General features: G+C 35.2%; 23 protein-coding genes and 1 other RNA gene. 16 read left to right on the forward strand and 8 right to left on the reverse strand.

Translation table 11 applies throughout. The features are described from left to right. Positions 1–5 precede the first annotated feature (5 nt). Positions 6–533: a transposase gene (locus E0W73_RS03020; protein ID WP_135220617.1), complete on the forward strand. Its 528-nt coding sequence runs from the start codon at positions 6–8 to the stop codon at positions 531–533. Next, entirely contained in the window at positions 533–1,366 is an 834-nt protein-coding gene (locus E0W73_RS03025) for an IS3 family transposase (RefSeq protein WP_135220618.1), read from the forward strand. The genes E0W73_RS03020 and E0W73_RS03025 overlap by 1 nt, the downstream gene beginning before the upstream one ends. A gap of 52 nt (positions 1,367–1,418) precedes the next feature. On the opposite strand, the gene E0W73_RS03030 is transcribed toward E0W73_RS03025, so the two are convergent. Both E0W73_RS03030 and mnmD read right to left on the reverse strand, forming a co-directional pair. Continuing rightward, positions 1,419–1,616 carry a hypothetical protein gene (locus E0W73_RS03030; RefSeq protein ID WP_135220619.1) on the reverse strand — a complete coding sequence of 66 codons (198 nt, stop codon included), beginning with the start codon at positions 1,614–1,616 and terminating at the stop codon, positions 1,419–1,421. Between the two features lie 166 nt (positions 1,617–1,782). Further along, positions 1,783–2,448 (reverse strand): tRNA (5-methylaminomethyl-2-thiouridine)(34)-methyltransferase MnmD, encoded by a 666-nt coding sequence (gene mnmD / locus E0W73_RS03035; RefSeq protein WP_135220620.1) that lies wholly within the window; start codon positions 2,446–2,448, stop codon positions 1,783–1,785. A gap of 308 nt (positions 2,449–2,756) precedes the next feature. Here mnmD and E0W73_RS03040 point away from each other — a divergent pair, with 308 nt between their 5' ends. Continuing rightward, entirely contained in the window at positions 2,757–3,827 is a 1,071-nt protein-coding gene (locus tag E0W73_RS03040; protein ID WP_135220621.1) for a branched-chain amino acid aminotransferase, read from the forward strand. Positions 3,828–3,884: 57 nt separating this feature from the next. On the opposite strand, the gene E0W73_RS03045 is transcribed toward E0W73_RS03040, so the two are convergent. Beyond that, a complete protein-coding gene (locus E0W73_RS03045; RefSeq protein ID WP_135220622.1) occupies positions 3,885–4,265 on the reverse strand; it encodes a pyrophosphohydrolase domain-containing protein in 381 nt (126 codons plus the stop codon). A 144-nt stretch (positions 4,266–4,409) separates the two neighbouring features. Between E0W73_RS03045 and E0W73_RS21550 the strand changes: the two genes are divergently transcribed. The 5 genes from E0W73_RS21550 to E0W73_RS03070 all read left to right on the forward strand — a co-directional run bounded on the left by E0W73_RS21550 (position 4,410) and on the right by E0W73_RS03070 (position 7,413). After that, positions 4,410–4,598 (forward strand): hypothetical protein, encoded by a 189-nt coding sequence (locus tag E0W73_RS21550; RefSeq protein WP_135220623.1) that lies wholly within the window; start codon positions 4,410–4,412, stop codon positions 4,596–4,598. Positions 4,599–4,723: 125 nt separating this feature from the next. Continuing rightward, the gene (locus E0W73_RS03055; protein WP_135220624.1) at positions 4,724–5,881 is read left to right on the forward strand and encodes an SRPBCC family protein; all 1,158 of its coding nucleotides are present in this window, start codon (positions 4,724–4,726) and stop codon (positions 5,879–5,881) included. Between the two features lie 70 nt (positions 5,882–5,951). Beyond that, complete coding sequence (locus E0W73_RS03060) at positions 5,952–6,494, forward strand: RNA polymerase sigma factor (RefSeq protein WP_135220625.1); 543 nt, start codon at positions 5,952–5,954, stop codon at positions 6,492–6,494. 33 nt (positions 6,495–6,527) lie between these two features. Then, positions 6,528–6,941, forward strand: a complete 414-nt coding sequence (locus E0W73_RS03065; protein WP_135220626.1) for a hypothetical protein — start codon at positions 6,528–6,530, stop codon at positions 6,939–6,941. 13 nt (positions 6,942–6,954) lie between these two features. Then, the gene (locus E0W73_RS03070; protein ID WP_135220627.1) at positions 6,955–7,413 is read left to right on the forward strand and encodes a sensor of ECF-type sigma factor; all 459 of its coding nucleotides are present in this window, start codon (positions 6,955–6,957) and stop codon (positions 7,411–7,413) included. A 91-nt stretch (positions 7,414–7,504) separates the two neighbouring features. Here the strand turns inward: E0W73_RS03070 and E0W73_RS03075 are convergent, their stop codons facing one another. Then, on the reverse strand, positions 7,505–8,566 hold the full coding sequence (locus tag E0W73_RS03075) for a beta propeller repeat protein (protein ID WP_135220628.1): 1,062 nt from the start codon (positions 8,564–8,566) through the stop codon (positions 7,505–7,507). A 124-nt stretch (positions 8,567–8,690) separates the two neighbouring features. Between E0W73_RS03075 and E0W73_RS03080 the strand changes: the two genes are divergently transcribed. The 3 genes from E0W73_RS03080 to E0W73_RS03090 all read left to right on the forward strand — a co-directional run bounded on the left by E0W73_RS03080 (position 8,691) and on the right by E0W73_RS03090 (position 13,433). After that, the gene (locus E0W73_RS03080; RefSeq protein WP_135220629.1) at positions 8,691–9,986 is read left to right on the forward strand and encodes a hypothetical protein; all 1,296 of its coding nucleotides are present in this window, start codon (positions 8,691–8,693) and stop codon (positions 9,984–9,986) included. 123 nt (positions 9,987–10,109) lie between these two features. Beyond that, a complete protein-coding gene (locus E0W73_RS03085) occupies positions 10,110–12,083 on the forward strand; it encodes a KUP/HAK/KT family potassium transporter (protein ID WP_135220630.1) in 1,974 nt (657 codons plus the stop codon). Positions 12,084–12,218: 135 nt separating this feature from the next. Next, positions 12,219–13,433, forward strand: a complete 1,215-nt coding sequence (locus tag E0W73_RS03090; protein ID WP_135220631.1) for an RsmB/NOP family class I SAM-dependent RNA methyltransferase — start codon at positions 12,219–12,221, stop codon at positions 13,431–13,433. Positions 13,434–13,536: 103 nt separating this feature from the next. Here the strand turns inward: E0W73_RS03090 and E0W73_RS03095 are convergent, their stop codons facing one another. Both E0W73_RS03095 and E0W73_RS03100 read right to left on the reverse strand, forming a co-directional pair. Then, positions 13,537–14,580: an AMP-binding protein gene (locus tag E0W73_RS03095; protein WP_135220632.1), complete on the reverse strand. Its 1,044-nt coding sequence runs from the start codon at positions 14,578–14,580 to the stop codon at positions 13,537–13,539. Beyond that, positions 14,561–15,505, reverse strand: coding sequence for a CPBP family intramembrane glutamic endopeptidase (locus E0W73_RS03100; RefSeq protein ID WP_135220633.1), 945 nt, complete (start codon positions 15,503–15,505; stop codon positions 14,561–14,563). The genes E0W73_RS03095 and E0W73_RS03100 overlap by 20 nt, the downstream gene beginning before the upstream one ends. 114 nt (positions 15,506–15,619) lie before the next feature. On the opposite strand from E0W73_RS03100, the gene arsC reads away from it, so the two are divergent. Both arsC and E0W73_RS03110 read left to right on the forward strand, forming a co-directional pair. Then, positions 15,620–15,964, forward strand: a complete 345-nt coding sequence (gene arsC / locus E0W73_RS03105; protein WP_135220634.1) for an arsenate reductase (glutaredoxin) — start codon at positions 15,620–15,622, stop codon at positions 15,962–15,964. 90 nt (positions 15,965–16,054) lie between these two features. Then, the gene (locus tag E0W73_RS03110) at positions 16,055–18,508 is read left to right on the forward strand and encodes an outer membrane beta-barrel family protein (RefSeq protein WP_135220635.1); all 2,454 of its coding nucleotides are present in this window, start codon (positions 16,055–16,057) and stop codon (positions 18,506–18,508) included. Positions 18,509–18,794: 286 nt separating this feature from the next. Here the strand turns inward: E0W73_RS03110 and E0W73_RS03115 are convergent, their stop codons facing one another. Beyond that, positions 18,795–18,974 (reverse strand): hypothetical protein, encoded by a 180-nt coding sequence (locus E0W73_RS03115; protein ID WP_135220636.1) that lies wholly within the window; start codon positions 18,972–18,974, stop codon positions 18,795–18,797. Positions 18,975–19,307: 333 nt separating this feature from the next. On the opposite strand from E0W73_RS03115, the gene fumC reads away from it, so the two are divergent. Then, the gene (gene fumC, locus E0W73_RS03120) at positions 19,308–20,693 is read left to right on the forward strand and encodes a class II fumarate hydratase (RefSeq protein WP_135220637.1); all 1,386 of its coding nucleotides are present in this window, start codon (positions 19,308–19,310) and stop codon (positions 20,691–20,693) included. A gap of 167 nt (positions 20,694–20,860) precedes the next feature. Here fumC and E0W73_RS03125 read toward each other — a convergent pair whose 3' ends face one another. Further along, positions 20,861–22,066, reverse strand: coding sequence for an NAD(P)-dependent oxidoreductase (locus E0W73_RS03125; protein WP_135220638.1), 1,206 nt, complete (start codon positions 22,064–22,066; stop codon positions 20,861–20,863). A gap of 241 nt (positions 22,067–22,307) precedes the next feature. On the opposite strand from E0W73_RS03125, the gene E0W73_RS03130 reads away from it, so the two are divergent. Continuing rightward, positions 22,308–23,510 carry a serine hydrolase domain-containing protein gene (locus E0W73_RS03130; protein ID WP_135220639.1) on the forward strand — a complete coding sequence of 401 codons (1,203 nt, stop codon included), beginning with the start codon at positions 22,308–22,310 and terminating at the stop codon, positions 23,508–23,510. A gap of 66 nt (positions 23,511–23,576) precedes the next feature. Beyond that, positions 23,577–23,973, forward strand: a transfer-messenger RNA (tmRNA) gene (gene ssrA / locus E0W73_RS03135). Positions 23,974–24,095 lie beyond the last annotated feature (122 nt).

The raw sequence follows: 24,095 nt of genomic DNA on the forward strand, positions 1-24,095 counted from the left end.
TTTTTATGGAAAGAAAAGTAAAATACAGTTATGAATTCAAACTTGAATGTGTAGAATTAGTAGTTCATAAGCATTATTCATGTGAGTCAGTATCTAATGAGAAAAGCACCAGCGAATCTAATATTCGCAAATGGGTTAGTTTTTACAGGGAGTTTGGCAAGGCAGGTTTATTATCACGGAAAAATCAGCTTTATCCGATTGATTTCAAATTAAAAGTTCTCCAATCCATTGAGTCAGATTCGTTATCTTTAAGAGAAGCCCGTCTGCGATTCAATATTCCTTCAGATTCGATTATTATTAAGCGGAAGAAAGATTTTGCTAAATTTGGTTTAGAAGGATTAAAACTAAAACCAAGAGGAAGACCAAAATCTATGAGCAATCCCAAACGTAAAAAGCGTAAAACTGAAAAACCTTTAACAAGAGAGGAAGAGCTTTTGTTGGAGAATGAAACATTACGCTGTGAAATTGATTTTCTAAAAAAGTTACAAGCCTTGATTCAAGCCGAAGAAAAAGCCAAAAATCGCAAGCCATAATGGAATTAAGGCATCGCTACGATTTAGATTTACTTTTAAATTGTAGTAATGTGGCGCGCAGCAGTTTTTATTATTATCAAAAGCAGAGTAAAACAGCCGATAAATACAAAGAAATAAAAGAACAAATAAATGCAATCTATTCCAGACACAAAGGGCGTTATGGCTATAGAAGGATAACTAACGAATTAAGACTGAAAGGGGTGCTCATAAATCATAAAACAGTTCTGAGATTAATGAAATCATTGGGATTAAAAAGTCTTATCAGGGTTAAAAAGTATAAATCATATAAAGGAGAACAAGGCAGGATTGCTCCAAATATTCTGAGCAGAAATTTTAAATCATCAGTACCTAATCAAAAATGGGCAACCGATATAACTGAATTTAACGTATCGGGGAAAAAATTATATTTGTCTCCAATCATTGACTTGTTTAATGGAGAAATAATCAGTTATGAACTGGCTGAAAGACCAGTATTTAATCAAGTAATCATGATGCTTGAAAAAGCATTTAATAAAATACCCGATAATGCAGATTTGACACTGCACTCTGATCAGGGATGGCAGTATCAAATGAAGCAATATCAATATTTGCTAAAGGAAAAAGGAATTAAACAGAGTATGTCCAGGAAAGGAAACTGTCTTGATAATGCAATTATTGAAAACTTCTTTGGAACATTAAAGTCAGAATTGTTTTATCTTAAAAAATACAGTTCCATTAATCAGTTAAAAGAAGATATTATTGAGTATATCGATTATTATAATAATGACAGGATCAAACTTAATCTAAAAGGAATGAGCCCGATAAAATATCGAGCTCATTATTATCAAACTTAATTATAAATTTGTCTAAACTTTTGGGTGCAGTCTATATTAGGCTCCTTTCTTTTTATACTTTAATTAGCTGCAGACTTGGTTTTAATTCTGGTTTTCCGATTACAAAACTTAGCAACCATTCTTGTAATTGTTCCATTTCGTATGGTAACAGTGTTTTGATAGCTTTTTCTAACTCTTTGCAGAAAAGCACCGGATCGAAACTAACTCTTTCAAGTATTGATTTCGTGTAATCAAACATCATTTTTGACATAATAAAATAAGATTTTTGGGGGTTATCTATATTTTTAAACTCGCACCAAATTTAAACAAATAACCTATATAAAATCCTATTTTAACTATTTTTTTTAAAAATTTTAGCAACGAAACCGTTTTCTTAAAACACATAAATCAATATAGAACAATTCTAAATAATTTATTTAAACCTTTTTAACAGCCCTGAACATTTCTCTTTTTCCTGGAGGCCCTGCCAACTTTTCGACTGTAAAACCGACTTCGATCATGTTTCTTTTAACAACTCCTCGAGCTGCATAAGTTACCAAAACGCCACCAGGTTTTAAACTATTGTACATTTTTTCAAAAATTAACGTACTCCAAAGTTCAGGCTGGACACGATATCCAAAGGCATCAAAGTAAATCAAATCAAAAATCTCATGATCGTCAATTTCATGAAAAAATTGTTTTCTTTTGGTTAACGAAAAATCAGAAGTCACTGTATTCTTTACATTCCATTCATATTGGTGCATCTTTTCAAAAACCGATTTGTAATTCTCTGCCTCTAACTCCTCAACATAATTCATTCCGACAACTTCTTCTGGAGCCACAGGAAATGCCTCTACTCCAACATAATCAATACATTGTTTTCTTTTGATTGATTCTAAAAAAGTAATAAAAGCGTTCAAGCCAGTCCCAAAACCGATTTCTAAAATACTGACAGACTTGTCTTTAAACAAGTCGAGACCATTCTTTATAAATACGTGTTTCGCTTCTTGTATGGCGCCGTGTTTAGAATGATAAAATTCATCCCAATCTTTCAAAAATATTGTAGTTGATCCATCGAGGGTCTTAATGATTTCTCTTTTCATTGTTTTAGAAATTTACAATTCGCTCTAAAGGCGTTTTGAGCTATTTATCATTCAAATTTAATCAAAACAAATGCGTAAAGCCCTAAAAATGCGCTTTTTTTTCATAAATTCTTTATAAAATATAGGCAAATATTTGAGTTTATTATAAGATAAACAAATCTCAATTAAATCCCGCAATTAATGCGATTTTACTAAGCAAATTACATATTTTTACTTAATTTTGCATTCGATAAAATCTATTTCACATTAAATCATCACTTTAGATTTATTAATAGTGATGAAAAATTTTATAAAAACCTTATATAATTATGAGTACGACTCAAACCAGCAAAATTGAAATCATCAAATCGCCTACCACAAAAATAAACGAGGTAGACTTTGACAACCTGAGCTTTGGTGCTGTTTTTACAGACCATTTATTTGAATGTGATTTTAAAAACGGGCAATGGCAGAATCCGGTCATTAAGCCTTATGCTCCCATTTTGATGGATCCTTCATCTAAAGTCTTTCACTACGGACAGGCAATTTTTGAAGGAATGAAAGCGTATAAAGATGAGAATAATGATGTTTGGTTGTTTAGGCCAGATGAAAACTACAAGAGATTCAATAATTCTGCGGTGAGAATGGCAATGCCAGAAGTTCCAGAATCTGTTTTTATGGATGGATTAAATGAATTATTAAAATTAGACAAAGACTGGATCCAAAGAGGAAACGGAGCGAGTATGTACATCCGCCCATTTATGATTGCGACGGGTCCTGGAGTTATTGCAAACCCATCTGACGAATATAAATTCATGATATTACTTTCTCCTGCGAAAGCATACTACGGAGGCGAAGTAAAAGTAATCATTGCAGAACATTACAGCCGTGCCGCAAATGGTGGTATCGGAGCCGCAAAAGCTGCAGGAAATTACGCCGCACAGTTTTACCCAACAAACCTTGCCAACAAAGACGGTTTCCAGCAGGTAATCTGGACAGATGACGCGACTCATACAAAACTTGAAGAGGCAGGAACAATGAACGTATTCTTCAGAATCAACGATACCTTATTGACTGCGCCAACCAGTGAAAGAATTTTGGATGGTATTACTAGAAAAAGTTTGATTGAAATGGCTCAAAAAGAAGGTTTAAATGTGGAAGTTCGCCCAGTTATCGTTTCAGAGTTGGTGGAAGCAGCTAAAAACGGATCTCTAAAAGAAATTTTTGGTGCTGGTACAGCTGCCGTAATCAGTGTAATCAAAGGGTTCTCTTATAAAGATGAATATTATGAAATGACGCCAATCGAAAATTCATACGCTTCATTCTTAAAAGAGAAATTAACAAATTTACAGAACAAATTATCTGAAGATACTTTTGGATGGACCGTAAAAGTTCAATAATCAAGAAATAAGCATCAAAAAAGAACCCGATAAATTCATTTTTATCGGGTTTTATATTTAAAAAAGTTTAGAAAAATCAGGCTTAAAATAGTTTGGACCTTTCATCACTTTACCGTCTTCGCGATAAATCGGCTGGCCGTCTTCTCCCAATTTGCTCATGTTGCTGCGCTGAATTTCATCAAATACCGCTTCAATCTTGTCTTGCAGTCCATGCTCGATAATAGTGCCGCATAAAATGTACATCATATCTCCAAGAGCATCTGCGATCTCAACCAAATCATTGTTCTGCACAGCCTCCAGATATTCTTCGTTTTCTTCTTTCATTAAATTATAACGAAGCAACTTTTTCTCTGCGCTTAAGTTTGTTGTTGGAGTCGTACTGTGCCCGATTCTAAAAGCGGTATGGAATTCGGTAACAGCATCGAGTTGTTTTTTCATATTTTTTTGTTTTTTTGAGCCTCTAAAATTACATAATTTACCCAATTCAATAAAAACTAATCAGCGTTTTTATTTCACAACCACCCTTTTGGTAACCGAAGTTTATTTACAATTCTTTAAATTTGCCGAAAATAAAATCGAATTATGTTTAGTCAAGGTCAGTTAATATTTGGTGCGTGCTTTTTTGCAGTTTTTGTAATCATAATGATATTCGCATATCGAAAAGATTTGGCGCTGCACAAAATTTTTTACAAGGGAAATTATAAAGTCTTGATTGTCTTTCTGCTTTTTATCGCCATTTTATTTGCAATCAAAATCTTCTTTAAAAGATAAATTTCATTAAAAAACGTTGTTTTAAAAAAAGAGCACTGTTTAAGAAATAAAACTTATTATATATTTGTTATAAAGGTAAGACTCCCAATAAAATTCATAACTTTACAACAATAAACAAACCTACAATGAAGATTCTTAAATATTTGTTCCTACTCTCATTATTAAGCCTTGTTGCCCTTACAGTTTTTGTTGCTACCCAAAAGGGTGATTTTGACGTAGAAAGAAGCAAGGTCATCAATTCGTCAAGAACATCTGTTTACAGCTATCTTAATGATTTTAGAAATTACGAAGATTTCGAATCTTGGTCTGTTGAAGATCCTTCGATGAAAATGACTTATCCGAATAAAACAAGCGGAAACGGCGCTTCATTTTATTGGGAAGGTGCTGAAGGGAAAGGAAATGCAATCACTTTAAACACAAAAGAAGGAGAAAGCATTGAGCAAAAAATGAAATATGAAGGCACCAATGCAGCTGTAACATGGACACTTAAAGATACCTTAAACGGAAAAACAAAAGTGACTTGGAAAGGTAAGGGAACAATGAGTTTTTTATTTAAGATCTATGCCGCTCTTCATGGCGGTTCAGATAAAGTTATTGGTACAATTTATGAAAAAAGCCTTGTAAACATTGATAAAAATTTAGACTACGAAACCAAAACTTACGCTATAAAAGTAAATGGTCTAGTTAAAAAAACTGAAACTCCCTATATACGACAAACTTTTACAAGCGAAATTTCGAAGATAAACAAGAATGCCCGTATCGTAATTCCGAAACTGATTCATTTTAGCGAAAACAACAGTTTATCTTCAAATGGCAAGCCTTTTATTATTTATCATACTTATGATACAGCAAACGGCCTTGCAAAAATTTCAATCTGCCTTCCGATTAATAAAGAAATTTCGATAAGTGCAGGAAGTGATATTTCGTCTGGAAAACTAGACAGTTTTGAAGCTGTAAAAACCACATTGAAAGGCGATTATTCGCATAGAGATGAAGCAATCAAAAAAAGCACCGCTTTTATTAATAAAGAAAAAATCACTCCAGATTTAAGCTGGTCACATCTGGAAATATTATCAATAAGTAAATTAGACGTTAAAAGTCCGTCTAAATTAATGACTGAAATTTATTTCCCGACCAGACCAAAAATTGTTCCTGTTGTAAAGGCTCCGGTTTATCAGTCAGAAACGCCAGTAGCAGAGCCAGCTCAGCAGACGCAGCCAAAACCTGCGACTCCAAAACCAGCACAAACTACTACTCCTGAAGAGGAACAGTCAGAATTCTAAAAGAGACTCATTAAACCTTTTGTTTGTAAATCAGTCTAACTAAACAGTAAAGGTTTATAAAACAATAGGTTTGATAGACGAGAAGGAATTTATACAACAATTATTAGATCCTAAAACGCAGAATTCCGCGTTTCAAAAGCTCTTGTCAGATTACCAAAAGCCTCTATATTCTCATATACGAAATATAGTTTTGAGCCATGACGATGCCGATGATGTCCTGCAAAACACTTTTGTAAAAGTATTTCAGCATCTTAAAAATTTCAAGGGAGAAAGCAAGCTTTTTTCCTGGATGTATCGCATTGCAACAAACGAAGCTCTTACGTTTTTAAATCAGAAAGCAAAACTGAATGGCATTACCGCCGAAGACTTGCAAAACAAAACCATTGACAATCTAAAGGCGGATGTTTATTTTGATGGTGACGAAATACAGATCAAACTTCAGAAAGCAATCGTGACACTGCCCGAAAAACAGCAGTTGGTTTTTAAAATGAAGTATTTTGAAGAATTAAAATACGAAGAAATAGCAGAAATTTTAGGCACATCTGTAGGTGCATTAAAAGCCTCTTACCATCATGCGGTAAAAAAAATTGAATTATATGTTACATCAAATTAAACCTTTTGTAATAAAATATATCTAACTGGTATTATGAAAACATTTAAACTAGAGAACGAACCGAAAATAAAATCTGGGTTTACCACACCGGAACATTATTTTAATGATTTTTCGGCAAAGATTTTAGAAGAAATAAATCAGACGCAGACTAAGGTAATTCCACTTTACAAACGTAAAAAGGTTTGGACCACCTTTGCTGCCGCAGCAGTTGTTGTGAGTTTGATGATTCCTATTGTCAATCATTACAGATCCGCTTCGAATGATTTGGATGCAGCTACGCTGGAGAACTATATTTCGTATCAGTCCAATATCAATCAATATGATTTAATTCAGAAACTCGATGATAAAGACATACAAAAGCTGAACAGCAACATCGCTCTTGAAGAAGAAACGCTAGAAGATATTTTATCTTCTAATCCTAATATCGAACACTTAATTACTGAATAACAAAACTTAAACGATGAAGATTAAAAATATAATAACCTTACTGCTCTTTCTGATAAGTTTTTCTTTTTTTGCGCAAAACAACAAAACAGATGAGAAGAGAGAAAAAATTAAAGCTTTCAAAGTTTCATTTTTGACAACCGAGTTAGAATTGACGCCAACAGAAGCCGAAAAATTCTGGCCGATTTACAATGCTTATGATGACAGGCAATTCGAATTAAGACAATTAAAGATGAAAACCTATCTGAAAAAGCTGGATGACGACAATCTGAGCTCAATGACAGAAAAAGAATCTGTTGCCCTGCTTTCGCAGATGGAAAGTACCGACAAAGAGCTTTATCAGCTGAAAGAGAAATACATGTCTAATCTTAAAAAAGTACTTTCAGCAAAAAAAATACTGAAGCTAAAAAAATCAGAAGACGATTTTAATCGAAAATTACTGCAGCAATACCGAGATAAAGCAGGAAAAGATTAAACTCATTTACCATACAACAGCGATAAGAACCCTATATAATAATACTTACTTTATTATTTAGGGTTCTTGTTATTTTTAGTTGGCTGTGTACTTATTTAAAACGGAGTTTTGCCAAAATATTATGGCCTGAAGCTATGGCCGTATTCTTATTGATAAAACGGATACTGAAAAATCTTGTAGTTGGAGACAATTGCACCCAGCTTGCTCCACCGTCTGTAGTATAATGAATTCCTGTAGAGCCCACAGATACCAATTCCTGGCCATTTCCGCCTGGAACATACTGTACGCAGGAAGAATATCCAAAACCTTGTCCTTGCCCGATTAATTCCCACGTTTTACCGCCATCTTTTGTAAAAGCTTTATTGTCTGAATTTTTCTCAGGCTCGTCAAAATTTCCTCCAGCAATAAATCCTTGCTTTTCATCATAAAAATCTGCCGTAAAAATACCGGTCATCTGTTGTCCTTGAACAATTGGAGTATCAATCGCTTTCCATGTCTTTCCTTTGTCTGGAGAATAAAACACTCTTGATTTTTTTCCTCCCGAAACAAGCCAAGTATCATTTCCTTTAACAACGACGTTGGTATTACTAGAAGCAAAAGCACCTTCGCCTTGCGCATTAGTAGGAAGCTTATCTGACAAAAGTTTAGTCCAAGTTTCGCCTCCATCTCGGGTAATGATTACAGAAAAAGTATCTTCTGTAGGATCTCCTAAAGCTATTCCTTCTTTATCATTCCAAAACTGCATGCTGTCATAAAAAACTTTTGGATTTACTTCTTTGTAGACTAACTTAACCTTTTGTGTTTTTTTGTCAACTTGGTACAATAAAGCAGGATTACCGATGCTTAACAAAAACACACTTTTTTGAGTTTGAGCAATACTTCTAAACTCCAATTTAAGTGTATCGCGATAGATATGTTCTTCAAATTTCTGGTTTTTATCGAGGTCATAGTAGCCAAAACGAGAATTATCGGCACCATACCATACTCTGTTTTTATCAATTGAAATGGCTCGAATGCTGATTCTGTCCTTAATTAATGTATCAACTTCTACAACGGAAAACCAATTATTGAATTTTACCAAATCTTTATAGACAGGAGATTTAAAAGACATCAACAAAGCAAAAGCGCCAAAACACAGTATTATTTTCTTCATAATAAATAAAAAATTTAGGGTTTTGCTAAAATACAATTATTTACAACATCTAAAATTTATTTTATGTTTTTTTCTGGCACAGTAATTGAATATTCCACAATATTAAATTTTAATATGATTTGCCATGAAAGCCAAATTACTTTTTTTAGCCCTGCTTACTTTAGGTTTTAGCTCATCAAATTTGCACAGCCAAACTACTGTATACGCGAAGAATTCAGATATTAGTGATAATTTAGACTTAAGAGCTGTAGCTTCTATTTTTGGAGAGTCTGCAAATCTTCAGGATTTTGAAAGACGATTGAACGACCCAAAGTATCAGTTATCAAACCTTGACTTAAATGGTGATGATGAAGTCGATTACCTTAGAGTAATCGAAACAGTGGAAGACAGAACACACGTTGTAATTATTCAAGCCGTACTGGATCGTGATGTTTATCAAGACGTTGCCACTATCGATGTTGAGAGAGACAATTACAATAAGGTAAGTGTTCAGGTCGTTGGAAATGCCTATCTGTATGGTGCCAACTACATTTATGAGCCAGTTTATAATGTGGTTCCGGTAATTTACACCTCTTTTTGGGTGACCAATTACAGACCTTATTATTCAACTTGGTACTGGGGTTACTATCCATCTTATTACACTGCTTGGAGACCTTACCCTGTTTATAGATACAGAAATAACGTAAACATCTGCATCAACATAAACAACCATTACAACTATGTTAATGTAAGAAGAAGTTACAGAGCTCCTGTATTATACGAAACAAGACGTTCTTACGGATACGAGAGAATGCGCCCGAACTACAGTTTTGCTCAAAGACATTCTAACATAAACAATAGATATGAGCTGGATCAAAGACGTGTTGCAAACAGAGAAAGCAACAGAAACAGCTATAACACAAACAGAAACAGTTCTTCTAGATCAAATGCTTACGAAAACAGAAACAGCAACAGAAATTATGCTGAAAACAGAAATAATTCGGTAAGAACTTCTGGAGACAGAGGCTATAACTCGAACCGTTCGACTGCCAACACATACAGTACGGAAAAACCAAATAATTCTGTACGCGTTGAAAACAGTCCGAGAACAGAATCAAGAAATGAAAGCAGAACCTACTCTGAAAACAGAACAAATACGCCAAGAGTTGAAAATGCTCCAAGAACAGAATCAAGAAGCAACAACTCCAACGAAAACAGAATGAATTCGCAACGAGTTTCAAACAGTCAAAGATCTGAGTCTTCAAGAGGTTATTCTGAAAACAGGTCTTCTAACGAAAACAGATCTTACTCTGCGAGACCGCAACAACAAACAATGCAGCGTTCTGAAGCTCCAAGAGCAAGCCAAGAATCTAGAGGCGGCGGGCAACCTCAGAGAGAAGCAGGCGGTAATTCTAGAGGTGGCGGCGGCAGAAGAGGTTAACAATAATTAGTAAAATTAAAAGCACAATTTTAAGGATTGTGCTTTTTTTTATCTTTTTAATTATAATTGACGCTAATTTGTTTTAAAACAGTAAATTTGCAACCGTCTTTTATAAAAATATACATGAGCGCATCGCATAAAAACTTACATAGTAAGTTGACTATAGGGGGTTTATTGATTACATTAGGGATTATATATGGAGACATCGGAACTTCTCCATTGTACGTAATGAAGGCCATTCTTGGTGACCACAGCATAAATGCAGATATTGTTTTAGGAGGTATATCATGTGTTTTCTGGACTTTGACTTTACAGACTACGCTAAAATATGTAGTAATTACGTTGAGTGCTGATAATCATGGTGAAGGAGGGATTTTTGCTTTGTATGCATTAGTCAAAAAAACAAAAATACAATGGCTCATCGTCCCGGCGATTATTGGAGGAAGTGCACTTCTCGCAGATGGTATTATTACCCCTCCAATCTCTATTTCTTCTGCAGTTGAAGGAATCAGGGCGTTTTATCCAACCATGAAAACCCAAACAATAGTATATATTGTAATTAGCATTTTATTTGTCTTATTTACCATTCAACAATTTGGAACAAAACTGGTAGGTAAATTTTTTGCTCCAATGATGATGATTTGGTTTGCAATGCTCGGAACCCTTGGCGCGATTCAGGTTATCAACTATCCAGAAGTCATCAAGGCAATAAATCCGTATTACGCTTATCACTTACTTTCTATTCATCCTGATGGTTTCTTTGTTCTTGGATTTGTATTTTTATGTACAACAGGAGCAGAAGCCTTGTATTCTGACATGGGACACTGTGGTAGAAAAAACATCAGAATCAGCTGGATTTTTGTAAAAACAACATTAGTTTTAAACTACTTCGGACAAGCTGCTTATTTAATTCATCACGAAGGAAGTACATTACAGCAATTAGGTGGCGAAAACGGAAATCCGTTTTACTTAATTATGCCGCATTGGTTTTTGCCATTCGGAATCGTAGTGGCTACCTTAGCAGCAGTAATAGCTTCTCAAGCATTGATAAGCGGTTCTTTTACGCTGATCAACGAAGCAATGCGTCTGAATTTCTGGCCGAAGGTAAAAATCAAATATCCTACGGAGGTTAAGGGACAGCTTTATATTCCATCAATCAACTGGCTTCTATTTATTGGCTGTGTTGGGATTGTGCTTCACTTTGAAAAGTCAGGAAATATGGAACATGCTTACGGCTTGGCCATCATTCTCTGTATGATTATGACTACAATCCTTCTAAATTATTATTTGATTATGAAGCGTGTAAAACTGTACTTCATGGTGCCGTTAATCACTATTTACTTATTAATCGAATTTAGTTTCCTTTTCGCCAACATTACCAAATTTGCCGAAGGAGGTTATGTGACATTAATTATTGCCAGCTTACTGATTTCTGTAATGACCATTTGGTATCTGGCCAAGAAAATCAACAAAAACTACACGAAAGTGGTCAAAATTGACGACTACAAACAGGTATTAGTCGAATTGAGCCAAGATTTATCGATTCCGAAATATGCTACGCACCTTGTTTACATGACCAATGCAAATCGTGTTGATGAATTGGAGGAAAAAATCATTTATTCTATCCTTCAAAAACGCCCAAAAAGAGCCGATATTTATTGGTTTGTTCACGTAAACATTTTGACTGAACCTTATAAAACGCAATATAAAGTAACAGAAATCGCCAAAGATGATATTTACAGAATTGACTTTAATTTAGGTTTTAGAGAACCAACCAAAATCAATTTGATGTTTAGAGAAGTTATCAAAGACATGGTAAAGCGAGGCGAAGTAGATATTACAAGCCGTTACGAATCCTTAAACAAAAACAATATTATTGGAGACTTCAAATTTGTATTGTCTGAGAAATTCTTATCTAATGACAATGATTTAAGATGGCACGAAAACATTATTATGAACTCGTACTTCTTCATCAAAAAACTGAGTTTGTCTGAAGAAAGAGCATTTGGATTAGACAGCAGCTCTGTTAAAATAGAGAAATTCCCAATGGTGCTTCATGCTCCAGAGAATATTGGATTAACGCGTATTATTAAATAAAAGCGCTTTTAGATAATTCAAAAAACACTCTCAAACGGAGTGTTTTTTTCTTTTAATTTTAGTCTGGAGAAGATTCAGTATTAAAAATTTAACTTTCAATCAATTAATAGTACCTTTGCACTTCAAATAAATAAAATGAGATTACACAGAAATTTAGTTTATACGACAATCGATTCTTTGAATGCAATTTTCAATGAAGGAGAATATGCAGACAAAGTGGTAGCCAGAGCTTTAAAAAAAGACAAACGCTGGGGAAGTTCTGACCGCAAATTTGTTGCTGAAACCATATACGAAATTGTTCGCTGGAAACGATTATATGCCGAAATTGCTGAAGTAAAAGAACCTTACGACAGAGATAATTTATGGAGGATGTTTGCCGTTTGGGCTGTTCTTCGCGGTTATCCAATTCCCGATTGGAGACAATTGGAAGGAACTCCTGAAAGAAAAATAAAAGGCCGTTTTGACGAATTATCTAAAACTAGAGCCATAAAAGAGTCTATTCCAGACTGGATGGATGAATTGGGCGTGAAAGAATTGGGCGAGAAAGTTTGGGCTAAAGAAATCGCAGCGCAGAATCAACCTGCAAAAGTGATTCTTAGAACCAATACTTTAAAAGGAACCAAAGAAAGCCTTCGAAATACTTTAATGGATTTAAATATCGAAACTGAATATTTAAAAAACCAACCGGAAGCTTTAGTTTTAAAAGAAAGAGCAAATGTGTTTTTGACTGATGCTTTTAAACAAGGTTTATTTGAAGTTCAGGATGCCAACTCACAATTAGTTGCTGAATTCCTAGATGTAAAACCTGGAATGCGCGTTGTGGATACTTGCGCAGGAGCGGGAGGAAAAACATTGCATATGGCATCCTTAATGCAAAACAAAGGACAGCTGATTGCAATGGATTTGTACGAGAGTAAATTGAAACAACTTAAATTGAGAGCGAAAAGAAATGGCGCTTTCAATATTGAGTACCGCATTATCGACAGCACTAAAGTGATTAAAAAATTACACGAAAAGGCAGATCGTGTTTTGATTGACGCTCCTTGTAGCGGATTAGGCGTTTTAAAAAGAAATCCGGATTCTAAATGGAAATTACAGCCTGAATTTATCGATAACATTCGTAAAGTTCAGAGCGAAGTTTTAGAAAGCTATTCTAAAATTGTAAAACCAGGCGGTAAATTGGTTTACGCAACTTGTTCTGTATTGCCGTCAGAAAACCAAGAACAGGTGGAGAAATTCTTAAAAACAGAAATCGGGAAACAATTCAATTTTATTGAAGACCGTAAAATGCTGGCTTCAGAATCTGGCTTTGATGGATTTTATATGGCACTTTTGGAAAGAAAAAAATAAAAATTAAATTCCAAATTCCAATTTGTTTTGGAATATCTAAATACTAAAAATTCCAAATTCCAACTTTTACAATTGGAATTTGGAATTTTTTATTTTTGGAATTTTAATCCTGAAGGGTAGGTTTACGAAGTAGCTTTCCGTTTTCATTTTCTTTAAATTTAGAAACAAAAACTATTTCTTTTGGTTTTTCATATTTTCCCAAAACATCGAAAAAATCGGCTGGAAAATCTTGCTTTTCTCCTTCGATGACCAAAACTAATTTTTCTCCTAAAGTTGTATCAGGAAGTCCCGTAACGAAAAATCGATTAGCAATTTTGCCAGTCAATTTAGCTTCAATCTGTTCCGGAATCAGCTTTACTCCTCCACTATTGATTACATTATCAATTCGTCCAAGAAACACAAACTGATGATCATTTTTTAATTCCACCAAATCATTTGTAACAATTGGCTCGTCTGAAATTGTAGCCACATTAATTACCAAACATTGGCGATCGTCTTGAGAAATTTTCACGTTTGGAAGAATCGAAAAAACAGCATCACCTAAACGTTTAGCCGCAATGTGCGTAATGGTTTCGGTCATTCCGTAAGTTTCGTAAATTTCGGTTTTAAGCGGCAAAAGCCTTTCTTCAAGAGCAGAATCCAGTTTTGCACCGCCGATAATCAATTTTCGTACAGCATCTAATTGATCGATTGAATTCTGAACCTGCAAAGGCACCATAGCCACAAAATCATACATCTTTTTATTGAATTCAAGCGGATGAAGGCTTGGCGAAACAACATCCAACTCTAAACCGAGAATCAGGCTGCGCACCAACATCATTTTTCCCGCAATAAACTGTGTTGGTAGACATAACAACGCCTTATTTCCTGGCTCGAGTCCGAAAAAATCTCCAGTTGCGAGCGCAGAATAAATCATTGCTTTTTTCTCTAAACGAACCAGTTTCGGCAATCCCGTGGTGCCAGAAGTAGTCATTTCGATATACTCTTTTTCATCGAACCAATCAAGAAAAAACTCCCCAATCGACTGTTCGTAGGCATCTCCTTCTTTAATAAAACTATAGCCTACACGACACAAATCTTTCGCATTTAAATGATATCCATTTAGTTTAAAATAATTATGAACGTTTTTATGAGTTAAATTTGACATGATTTCCTGATTTATTAATATTTCCACTTAGTTTTTCTTTCCAATTATTCCAGCCATATTTTCTACTGAAAATAAAAAGCAAAATCGGATAAATAATCACAACCGGAAGAATTACATCCAAGCCGGCCGAGGGTTCTGAACGATCTATAAAAACAGAATTGGTCTGAAAAACAGTCCAATCAGATGTAACTAACAAAGCTCCCACCAGATTATTTGCGGCATGAAATCCTAAAGCTAATTCAATCCCCTCATCCATCAAGGTGATAATCCCCAAAAACAGACCTGTTCCGATATAGTAAATCATTATGATGTTTCCCATTTTTGCAACTTCTGGATTGAAAATATGCATAGAACCGAAAATTATGGAAGTCATGAGAAGCGGAAACCATCTGTTGTACGAAAGATTAGCAAATCCCTGCATTAAATATCCTCTAAAAACATATTCTTCTGTACTGGTCTGAATCGGAATCAAGATTGAAGCAATCAGAATCAGAATCAAAAACGGAATTAAATTAAAATTGAAAACAAAATTCTCGGGAGACCTTAAATACACAAACAGAAAACTTATGCCCGAAAAGAAAGCCCATAAAAAAAAGGAAAACCAAATTCTTTTCCAATCGACTTTTGCTCGCGATGTTGTTATCGACAGCAAGGTCTGATGGTGAATATATTTTACTACGAAATAAATTCCGGCAAAAGCAAAAACAAAAGAAATCATGACCAGAAACAAGGTCATATTAGACTCAAACATCTTCATGACACCTTCGTTTGTTGTGGGGAAAGGCTTATTTTCTGCAAAACATTTGTAAAGCACTGCTGCAGAGAGTGGAATTTGCCCTATAAACGATGCTGCAATGATAAAAACAGAGCCTAAAAGGTATTTCCAAAACCTATTTTCAGGTTTAATTCCTTGTTCTAAAAACATATTTTAAAATTTTAAAGAGGGAGATCCAAATATTATAAGTTAATCTTATTTTTGACAATGCTAAAATACCGCTTTTTTGTCTTAGCGTTTTTACCATTTCTTAAATATAACAAAATGATACAAATTTACCACAATCCTCGTTGCGGAAAATCTAGAAACTGTGTGGCTTTTATTGAAAACACCAATCAGGAATTTGAAATTATTCCGTATCTGACACAGAATCCTTCTTTTGATGAATTAAAAACGCTGTTGCAACAACTTGATTTAAAACCGCTGCAGTTAATTCGCACCAAAGAAAAAATTTGGACAGAAAGCTACAAAGACAAATCACTGACCGATGACGAAATTGTGCAGGCAATGGTTGACAATCCTATTTTGATTGAAAGACCAATTGTTGTAAAAAACGGAAAAGCCATAATTGGAAGAGATTTAGAAGCCGTAGCAAGCTTTTTAGATTAGTTCTAAAATATTCTGTTAACATTTTTTTGTGATTTTCTAAATTAAACCAAAGTCTATTTTTGCGGTCTAAGAAGAAAAGAAACCAAAAAAATGAAACAATTTAAATTTGCTGTACTGCTTGCATTCTTATTTACAAGCATTTACAACTATTCACAAGAAGGCCCGGGTCCGAAAAGCAAAGCCAAGGTTACGGGAAAAGTTTTAGAAAAAGTTACGAAACAACCTCTCGAGTACGCTACAATTTCGATTACGGCACCAAACGACACTAAAGTTATTGCTGGCGGAATCACCAATCCGAAAGGAGAATTTGAGGTAGCGATTGCTCCTGGAACCTACGATATTAAAATTGAATTTATTTCGTTTAAATCAACTGAAATAAAACAAAAAAGCATTCAGGGCGATACCAATTTAGGTACAGTAAATTTATCTGAAGATGCCGCACAGCTGAACGAAGTTGTAGTTCGCGCCGAGAAATCGACAGTAGACATTAAATTGGACAAAAAAGTTTATAACGTTGGGCAGGATATGATTGTAAAGGGCGGAAGCGTAAGCGATGTTCTAGACAACGTACCTTCTGTATCTGTAGATACGGAAGGAAATGTAAGTTTAAGAGGTAGTGACAACATCAGAATTTTGATTGACGGAAGACCTTCGCAAGCTATTAATATGGCAGAAGCTTTAAGACAACTTCCTGCCGATGCGATTGACAAAGTAGAAGTAATCACGAATCCATCTGCGCGTTACGATGCAGAAGGAGGTTCTGGAATTATCAATATCATTCTTAAAAAAGGAAAAAATCAAGGATTCAACGGAACTTTTATTGCTTCTACAGGAATTCCTGAAACTTACGGTTTGAGCGGAAACTTGAACTATAAAACAGAAAAACTAAACTACTTTACTACCGCTGGTTACAACTACAGAACCAACGAAGGACGCGGTTTAACAAATTCGCAATACTTTAACGAAGACGGATCTACAAGAAGTTATCTTGATGAAGATCGTGATACCAAAAGAATACGAAATGGCTTTAATGCAAGAGCTGGCGTAGAATGGACAGTAGCTCCAAATACGTTTTGGACCAATGCAATAAACTATCAAAAAAACAGCGGCGAGGACAGAGACCTTATCAACTACAATAATTTTGATGCTGACCGTAATTTTACAGGAGCAACTTATCGTTTAAATGATGGAGATACAGGAAGTGATAACGTTGAGTTTACGTCTAACTTAATCAAAAATTTCAACGACAAAGGACACAAACTTACCGCAGATTTGTCTATTTCAAGAAATACAGACGACAGCAATAGTGTAATCTCAAACTCACCAAACACAATCGTAAACTCAACTTTGAACGACCAGGTTCAGAAACAAGTTTTGTTTCAAGCAGACTATGTTCTTCCTTTAGGAAAAGGCGGTCAGTTTGAAGCTGGTTATAAAGGAAGCTTCGGAGATCTAAATAACGAATATTTTGTAACTGATTCGCAAGGCGCAAAAGACACAAATCTTTCTAACAATTTAGAATACAAAGAATACATCAATGCTCTCTACACGCAATACGGTTTTAAAGTAAACAAATTTTCGTATTTATTCGGTCTTCGTTGGGAAGACACCAATATAGAAGTTAACCTATTGGATTCTAACGACTTTAATACTAAAAAATACAATAATTTATTTCCAAGCGCTTTCATCAGTTATGAAATCTCTGATCAGAGTAATTTTAACGTAAGCTATAGCAAACGTTTGTCAAGACCAAGAGGACGTTTTATGAATCCTGCGGTCAATTACGCTAGTAACATTAATATTTTTCAAGGAAATCCTGACTTAGATCCATCTTTAACAGACAAATACGACATTGGCTACATCAAAAGATGGACAAAAGTTACTTTTAGCACTTCTGCTTATTTTGAAGACACAAAAGATGTGTTCAGCTTTGTAAGAACTCCAACAGGCGAAGTAGTGGACGGAAATCCGGTTATTTTAAGTCGTCCGATAAACTTAGGAAAAGAGCAAAAGTTTGGTTTTGAATTTACCTTCAACTATACTCCATTTAAATGGTGGAAGTTAAACAGTAATTTTAATTTCTTCAATATAAATTCAACAGGAGAAAATAGTTATACCGATTTTGTAACAGGCGAAGTTATTACACAAAATCTTGACAATAAGGCCAATTCTTGGTTTACAAGAGTTAGCTCAAAAGTAACATTACCTTACAAAATTGACTGGCAATTGACTGCCATGTACAATGGCCAACAAAAAACCGCTCAAGGTAAAAACCTAGGACAATTCGGAATGAATACTTCGTTGAGCAAAGATGTTTTAAAAGACAAAGGAACTATCGCATTCAACATCAGCGACGTTTTCAATTCAAGGATTATGAAATCATACACTTATCTTGAAAACCAAACTTCTTATGGTGAAATGCAATGGCGTAGACGTCAATTCAATTTATCGTTCACCTACCGTTTCAATAAACCAAAAGGTGAAAGAGATAAAAACGCACCAAGAAATGGCGGTGGCGAAGAAGGAGGAGATTTTCCTGGATAAACGCTATTAAAATTTCAATATAGAAATTCCAAATTCCAATCTTTGGACTCAAAAATAAAATCCAAATTCCGACTTAAAAATTGGAATTTGGATTTTTTTCTACCAACGATATATTCCTACGGAATATTAAATATCTAAATCAAAAGAAAACCCGACAGATTTAAAAAAAACTATCCGGTTTTAATATGTTCAATCAATTTGGAATTTAGAATTTCAGATTTTGGAATTTGTTATGGATTCAAAAAAAAGGACTCGTAAAAACGGGTCCTTTCTTTTTTGAAATCAATTAAATTTTAACTGATTGTTCTTCTTGTCTTTTTTTGGCTCTTTTCTCTTTGATCATTTCCCAACTAGCTCCTGTTACCCAATAAGATAAGAAACCAACCAAGAAAAACATTAACCAAAACCCTATAGTTAGTATGGTTAAGAAAAGCAAAAAGCCTAAGTACTGTGAAAATTCAAACATGTTTTCCGGAATTTTGAATGTTACCGCAAATGTAAGCCTTATATTTTTTCTCAGCAATAAAATCTAAATCAATTTTCGTGAAATAACATTTATCCGTATATTTATACTCATTTTAAATAAGCTTTTTTTGAATACAAATCTCTTTTAAATAAAGGCTTTTAAAAGATGTAAATATTTTTGAAGAGCTATTTCCTGCTTTCCGCTGTAATGCCGATAAGCAAAAGCAACGGATAAAAAACCTTGTTTTTCTAGATTGGGAGATTTCGCTTTCATCAGGCTAGGGAATCATTTTCAAAAGAACGACAACAATAAACAACAAACCCTACATATATAATGAAATACAGAATAGAAAAAGACACCATGGGAGAAGTTCAGGTCCCTGCCGATAAATATTGGGGTGCACAGACAGAACGTTCTCGAAATAATTTTAAAATTGGAGCAGCTGGCTCTATGCCGTCAGAAATCATTGAAGGATTTGCCTATCTAAAAAAGGCTGCAGCGTATGCAAACTGTGACCTAGGCGTTCTTTCAACCGAGAAAAGAGATGCTATCGCCGCAGTCTGCGATGAGATATTAGAAGGAAAACTGGACGATCAGTTTCCGCTTGTAATCTGGCAGACTGGTTCTGGGACACAAAGCAATATGAATGTCAATGAAGTAATTGCCAATCGCGCTCAGGTTCTTAAAGGTTTTGAAATCGGCGAAGGCGAACAATTCATAAAAGCCAATGACGACGTCAACAAATCACAATCGTCTAACGATACTTTCCCGACCGGAATGCATATCGCAGCTTACAAGATGGTGGTAGAAACCACAATTCCAGGAGTTGAAAAACTGCACGCAACTTTAGTTTCAAAAGCAAACGAATTTAAAGACGTTGTAAAAATAGGACGTACACACTTAATGGACGCCACTCCCCTCACCCTTGGTCAGGAAATTTCTGGATATGCCGCACAATTGGCTTTTGGACTAAAAGCGCTAAAAAACACTTTAAGCCATTTATCAGAAATTGCTCTTGGAGGAACAGCAGTCGGAACCGGATTGAACACTCCAAAAGGATACGATGTAAAAGTTGCTGAATACATCGCCAAATTTACAAATCACCCGTTTGTAACGGCTGAAAACAAATTTGAGGCACTGGCCGCACACGATGCCATTGTAGAAACGCATGGAGCTTTGAAACAATTAGCGGTTTCATTAAATAAAATTGCAAACGATGTAAGAATGCTAGCTTCCGGGCCTCGTTCCGGAATTGGCGAAATTCATATCCCAGAAAACGAGCCCGGCTCTTCTATTATGCCCGGAAAAGTAAATCCGACACAATGCGAAGCGCTTACCATGGTTTGTGCTCAAGTTATCGGAAATGATATGGCGATTGCTGTTGGAGGCATGCAGGGACATTATGAACTGAATGTTTTTAAACCTATAATGGTTGCCAACTTTTTACAATCGGCACGATTACTTGGTGATGCCTGTGTTTCTTTTGACGAACACTGCGCACAAGGAATCGAACCAAACCACAAAAGAATCAAAGAATTAGTAGACAATTCCTTAATGTTGGTAACAGCTTTAAATACAAAAATTGGATATTATAAAGCGGCAGAAATTGCGCAAACAGCTCATAAAAACGGAACAACTTTGAAAGATGAAGCCGTACGCCTAGGTTATGTAACACCCGAAGATTTTGATGCTTGGGTGAAAGCCGAGGATATGGTTTGATTTGAAGTAATCAGTTATGGGTTAAGAGTTAGAAGTTTATAGATTGACGCTTAATCTTTAACAGTAAAAGCGGTAAAACATAAAATGCTTTACCGCTTTTTATTTTCAAGAACAAAACTCTCAACTTCTAACTCATAACCCTTAACTCTTAACCCATAACCCATAACTTACTTTCCCCCATCAACATAATCCTGCAGATAGCTGAATCTTTCTGTAAGTTTTCCGTTTTCTGTTATTTTGGCTCGTTTTAGAATTCCGTCTTTATCCCCATTGAAGAAGGCCGGAATTACAAATTCCATAAACTGTTCTCCGAAACCTATACTGGAATCTTTCGGTATTTCGCATGGCAGATTATCCACCGCCATTACTGCGACTGCCGCAGGATGAAAAAAATCTACTTCCCTGTCTTCGAAAGGAAAATAACCGTAAAGCGGTTCTTCTATGGTAGAAGAACGTACCGTACAAGCAATTGGTCCGTTAACGTCACACGAAATATCGGCTACCACTTTGAGTTTGCAGTCGCTTGCGTTGAGCATCTCTTTTGTCAAAATCATGGGAGCATTATTGGCGTGAAAATGTCCAGCGAAATAAATATCTGAAACCTTTGTGAATCGTTCAAAATCTGAAACATACTCCTCTGGATGCGCCACAAAGTCTTTGAAATCCAAAACCAGACCGTCTTTTCGTTTATTGTATTCCAAAACATCAAGTTGCACATACACTGCCTGCGCATAAGTTTTGCTTAAGTAATTTTCTATCGTAATTTCTTTAACCTTTATCGCATCCAAAATTTCTTTTGCACCGCTTCCTACCTTCCCGGTTCCCGTTACTACAAATTTCAGAGCCGGCATCGTAATACGTTTTAGATGCTTTATCAAATCTTCTTTCCCCGAAAGCGTTTCGGCTTTTGGAAGCTTAAACAATTCGAATTTAATTCCGAAAGCTCTAATTCCGTTATAAACACCCACCATTCCGGCATATTTTCCAAAACCAATCAAACGACGGTCGTGTTCATCGACAATCGTTTCATGATCGTAAAGATCAATTTTTTTCTCCAAAATGGCCTGAAGCAACTTTCTGTTATGAGGCTGTTTTTTGATGGTATGTGAGAAAAAGAAATACGACTTATTCGGAATCAGATTTTCTACCGGAACTTCTTTTACGCCAAAAAGAACATCACAGTCAGAAACATCATCGGTCACTGTCAGCCCCATGTTTTTATAGTCAGTATCAGAAAAAATTCTGATGTCGGAACTTTCCACTGCAACCGAAACCTCGGGATAAAGCTGTTTAAGTTTTGCGAGTTCGTCTGGCGAAAACACTACTCTTCTGTCGGGCGGATTTTTTCTTTCTTTTAGTATTCCAAATTTCATTTAAACCAGAATTAAAATATTATTTATATAACTTTTTAAGCAATATTTGTTTCAAATATAACAAATTTAGTTAAAATTTTCTTTCACAAAAACAATTTAGAATGTTTAAAAACCGTTAAATACTGATAAACAAACAACTAAAAAAACACGTTGTTAAAAACATGTTAAAACAACCGTTCTAGAACGCTTTAAAATGCGAAAACAACAAAATTGAATTCGATATATTTGTTTTTAAAGAACGATGCAAATGATTTTCCTTAAAAAAACAAATATACCACAAATACTTTTCTCTATCCTAGTTTTAAGTTCTTGTGGAAATGATAAAAAAACACAAACTGCTGAAACACCAGCAATCGAAGATACCTTACCGAAAATGAAACCTTTAGGCGCTGAAAAAAAGATTTCTCAGGCCTTTAAGAACTCTGTAACAGGCAGAATCAATCATTTTTACAATAAAAATTGGCCTAATAACACCATGAATGGCGGCTTTTTGGTAGCCAAAAACGGTCAGATTATTTTTGAAAGATATAACGGATTCGCCGACAAAAATGAGGGAACGAAAATAAATGCCGATACTCCGCTTCATATCGCTTCTGTAAGCAAGGTACTTACAGCTACTGCGATTTTGAAATTGGTAAATGCCGGAAAAATAGAACTTGACCAGAAGGTAAATACTATCCTTAAAACTTTTCCATATCCAGATTGTACCATCAGAATGTTGTTGGATCACCGCAGTGGCATGCGTAATTATGCCTACTTTACAGACCGCGACAAATCGATTTGGGACCGACACAATCAGCTGACGAATAAGGATATTCTCGAAATCATGGCAACCAAAGATATCGGTTTGGAATCTAGAACCGGAACTCGTTTTGCTTACTGCAATACCAACTACGCCATGTTGGCGCTGATCATTGAGAAAATTACCGGCTTAAGCTATAAAGAAGCAATGACCGAAATGATTTTTAAGCCATTGGGAATGAAAAACACTTTTGTTTTTGATTATGAAAAAGACCGCAAAACAATAGTGCCTTCTTATAAAGGATCTGGTGTAGAAATTGGCTTAGATTATATGGATGCCGTTTATGGCGACAAGAATATATTTTCGACGCCTCGTGATTTGCTGAAATTTGACCGAGCAAGAAATTCTCCTGATTTTCTGAAACCTGAATTATTAAAACAGGTCTACGTAGGCTATAGCAATGAACGAAAAGGCACCAAAAATTACGGCCTCGGAATCAGAATGATAAACTGGGAGACGGGACAGAATTTTTACTTTCATAATGGCTGGTGGCACGGTTATACGTCTTCTTACATCACTTTGATGAAAGAACAGGTAACGATAATTGCATTGTCTAACAAAATGACTAGAAACACTTATGCCGTTCGCAAATTGGCTCCTATTTTTGGCGATTATCCTTTTAACTTCAAAGATGAAGAATAACCAAAATTTTCTGAAAATTTTAATATAAACTAATTGCAAAAAGTCTAAATTTGCAAACTCATTTTTGGGGTCGACTGGTTTTGACAGCAAGTCGAGTTGAAAAGTAAGCACGTCGAGCATTGAGACCTTGCTCGTAAATATAAGATCTCACACTTTTAAACGGCGAAAATAATTACGCTTTAGCTGCATAATCTGAATTATAGTACGATTAGCCACGTCTCTACAAGGTAGGGAAGCTGGATTCTCCTAGAAAGCCTTGGTTTGTGGCGTTCTGTCAAGGGGAACCGTAAAAATAAACCTAGATTTTCAAGAGCTTCGGGTGGATTTCGAAAATTAAGAAGATAAGTGTTGGGTGGTTGTTTCTGACCTAGCTCAACATCGAAAACCCAATCAGGAAATAAGCGTGTAGAAAGCTCTTTAGCTGCTTGTTTGGACCCGGGTTCGATTCCCGGCGACTCCACAAAAAAAAGCCTGTAAACTTTTTGTTTATGGGCTTTTTCGTTTTTTGGTTGACAATTTCGTTGATATTTTTATTGTTGATAAATTTAATATTAAACTAAATCAAATCAGGTAGTTTCACTCTAA

Origin of the sequence: Flavobacterium foetidum (assembly GCF_004634245.1) — a bacterium.
GTDB classification, from domain to species: domain Bacteria; phylum Bacteroidota; class Bacteroidia; order Flavobacteriales; family Flavobacteriaceae; genus Flavobacterium; species Flavobacterium foetidum.

Coding starts and splice junctions, on each gene's coding strand:
- E0W73_RS03080 (WP_135220629.1), top strand. CDS start 8,691: ATGAAAGCCAAATTACTTTTTTTAGCCCTGCTTACTTTAGGTTTTAGC.
- E0W73_RS03075 (WP_135220628.1), bottom strand. CDS start 8,566: ATGAAGAAAATAATACTGTGTTTTGGCGCTTTTGCTTTGTTGATGTCT.
- E0W73_RS03045 (WP_135220622.1), bottom strand. CDS start 4,265: ATGAAAAAACAACTCGATGCTGTTACCGAATTCCATACCGCTTTTAGA.
- E0W73_RS03020 (WP_135220617.1), top strand. CDS start 6: ATGGAAAGAAAAGTAAAATACAGTTATGAATTCAAACTTGAATGTGTA.
- E0W73_RS21550 (WP_135220623.1), top strand. CDS start 4,410: ATGTTTAGTCAAGGTCAGTTAATATTTGGTGCGTGCTTTTTTGCAGTT.
- E0W73_RS03055 (WP_135220624.1), top strand. CDS start 4,724: ATGAAGATTCTTAAATATTTGTTCCTACTCTCATTATTAAGCCTTGTT.
- E0W73_RS03040 (WP_135220621.1), top strand. CDS start 2,757: ATGAGTACGACTCAAACCAGCAAAATTGAAATCATCAAATCGCCTACC.
- E0W73_RS03085 (WP_135220630.1), top strand. CDS start 10,110: ATGAGCGCATCGCATAAAAACTTACATAGTAAGTTGACTATAGGGGGT.
- E0W73_RS03030 (WP_135220619.1), bottom strand. CDS start 1,616: ATGTCAAAAATGATGTTTGATTACACGAAATCAATACTTGAAAGAGTT.
- E0W73_RS03125 (WP_135220638.1), bottom strand. CDS start 22,066: ATGAAATTTGGAATACTAAAAGAAAGAAAAAATCCGCCCGACAGAAGA.
- fumC (WP_135220637.1), top strand. CDS start 19,308: ATGAAATACAGAATAGAAAAAGACACCATGGGAGAAGTTCAGGTCCCT.
- E0W73_RS03110 (WP_135220635.1), top strand. CDS start 16,055: ATGAAACAATTTAAATTTGCTGTACTGCTTGCATTCTTATTTACAAGC.
- E0W73_RS03090 (WP_135220631.1), top strand. CDS start 12,219: ATGAGATTACACAGAAATTTAGTTTATACGACAATCGATTCTTTGAAT.
- E0W73_RS03115 (WP_135220636.1), bottom strand. CDS start 18,974: ATGTTTGAATTTTCACAGTACTTAGGCTTTTTGCTTTTCTTAACCATA.
- mnmD (WP_135220620.1), bottom strand. CDS start 2,448: ATGAAAAGAGAAATCATTAAGACCCTCGATGGATCAACTACAATATTT.
- E0W73_RS03025 (WP_135220618.1), top strand. CDS start 533: ATGGAATTAAGGCATCGCTACGATTTAGATTTACTTTTAAATTGTAGT.
- E0W73_RS03070 (WP_135220627.1), top strand. CDS start 6,955: ATGAAGATTAAAAATATAATAACCTTACTGCTCTTTCTGATAAGTTTT.
- E0W73_RS03100 (WP_135220633.1), bottom strand. CDS start 15,505: ATGTTTTTAGAACAAGGAATTAAACCTGAAAATAGGTTTTGGAAATAC.
- arsC (WP_135220634.1), top strand. CDS start 15,620: ATGATACAAATTTACCACAATCCTCGTTGCGGAAAATCTAGAAACTGT.
- E0W73_RS03130 (WP_135220639.1), top strand. CDS start 22,308: ATGCAAATGATTTTCCTTAAAAAAACAAATATACCACAAATACTTTTC.
- E0W73_RS03065 (WP_135220626.1), top strand. CDS start 6,528: ATGAAAACATTTAAACTAGAGAACGAACCGAAAATAAAATCTGGGTTT.
- E0W73_RS03095 (WP_135220632.1), bottom strand. CDS start 14,580: ATGTCAAATTTAACTCATAAAAACGTTCATAATTATTTTAAACTAAAT.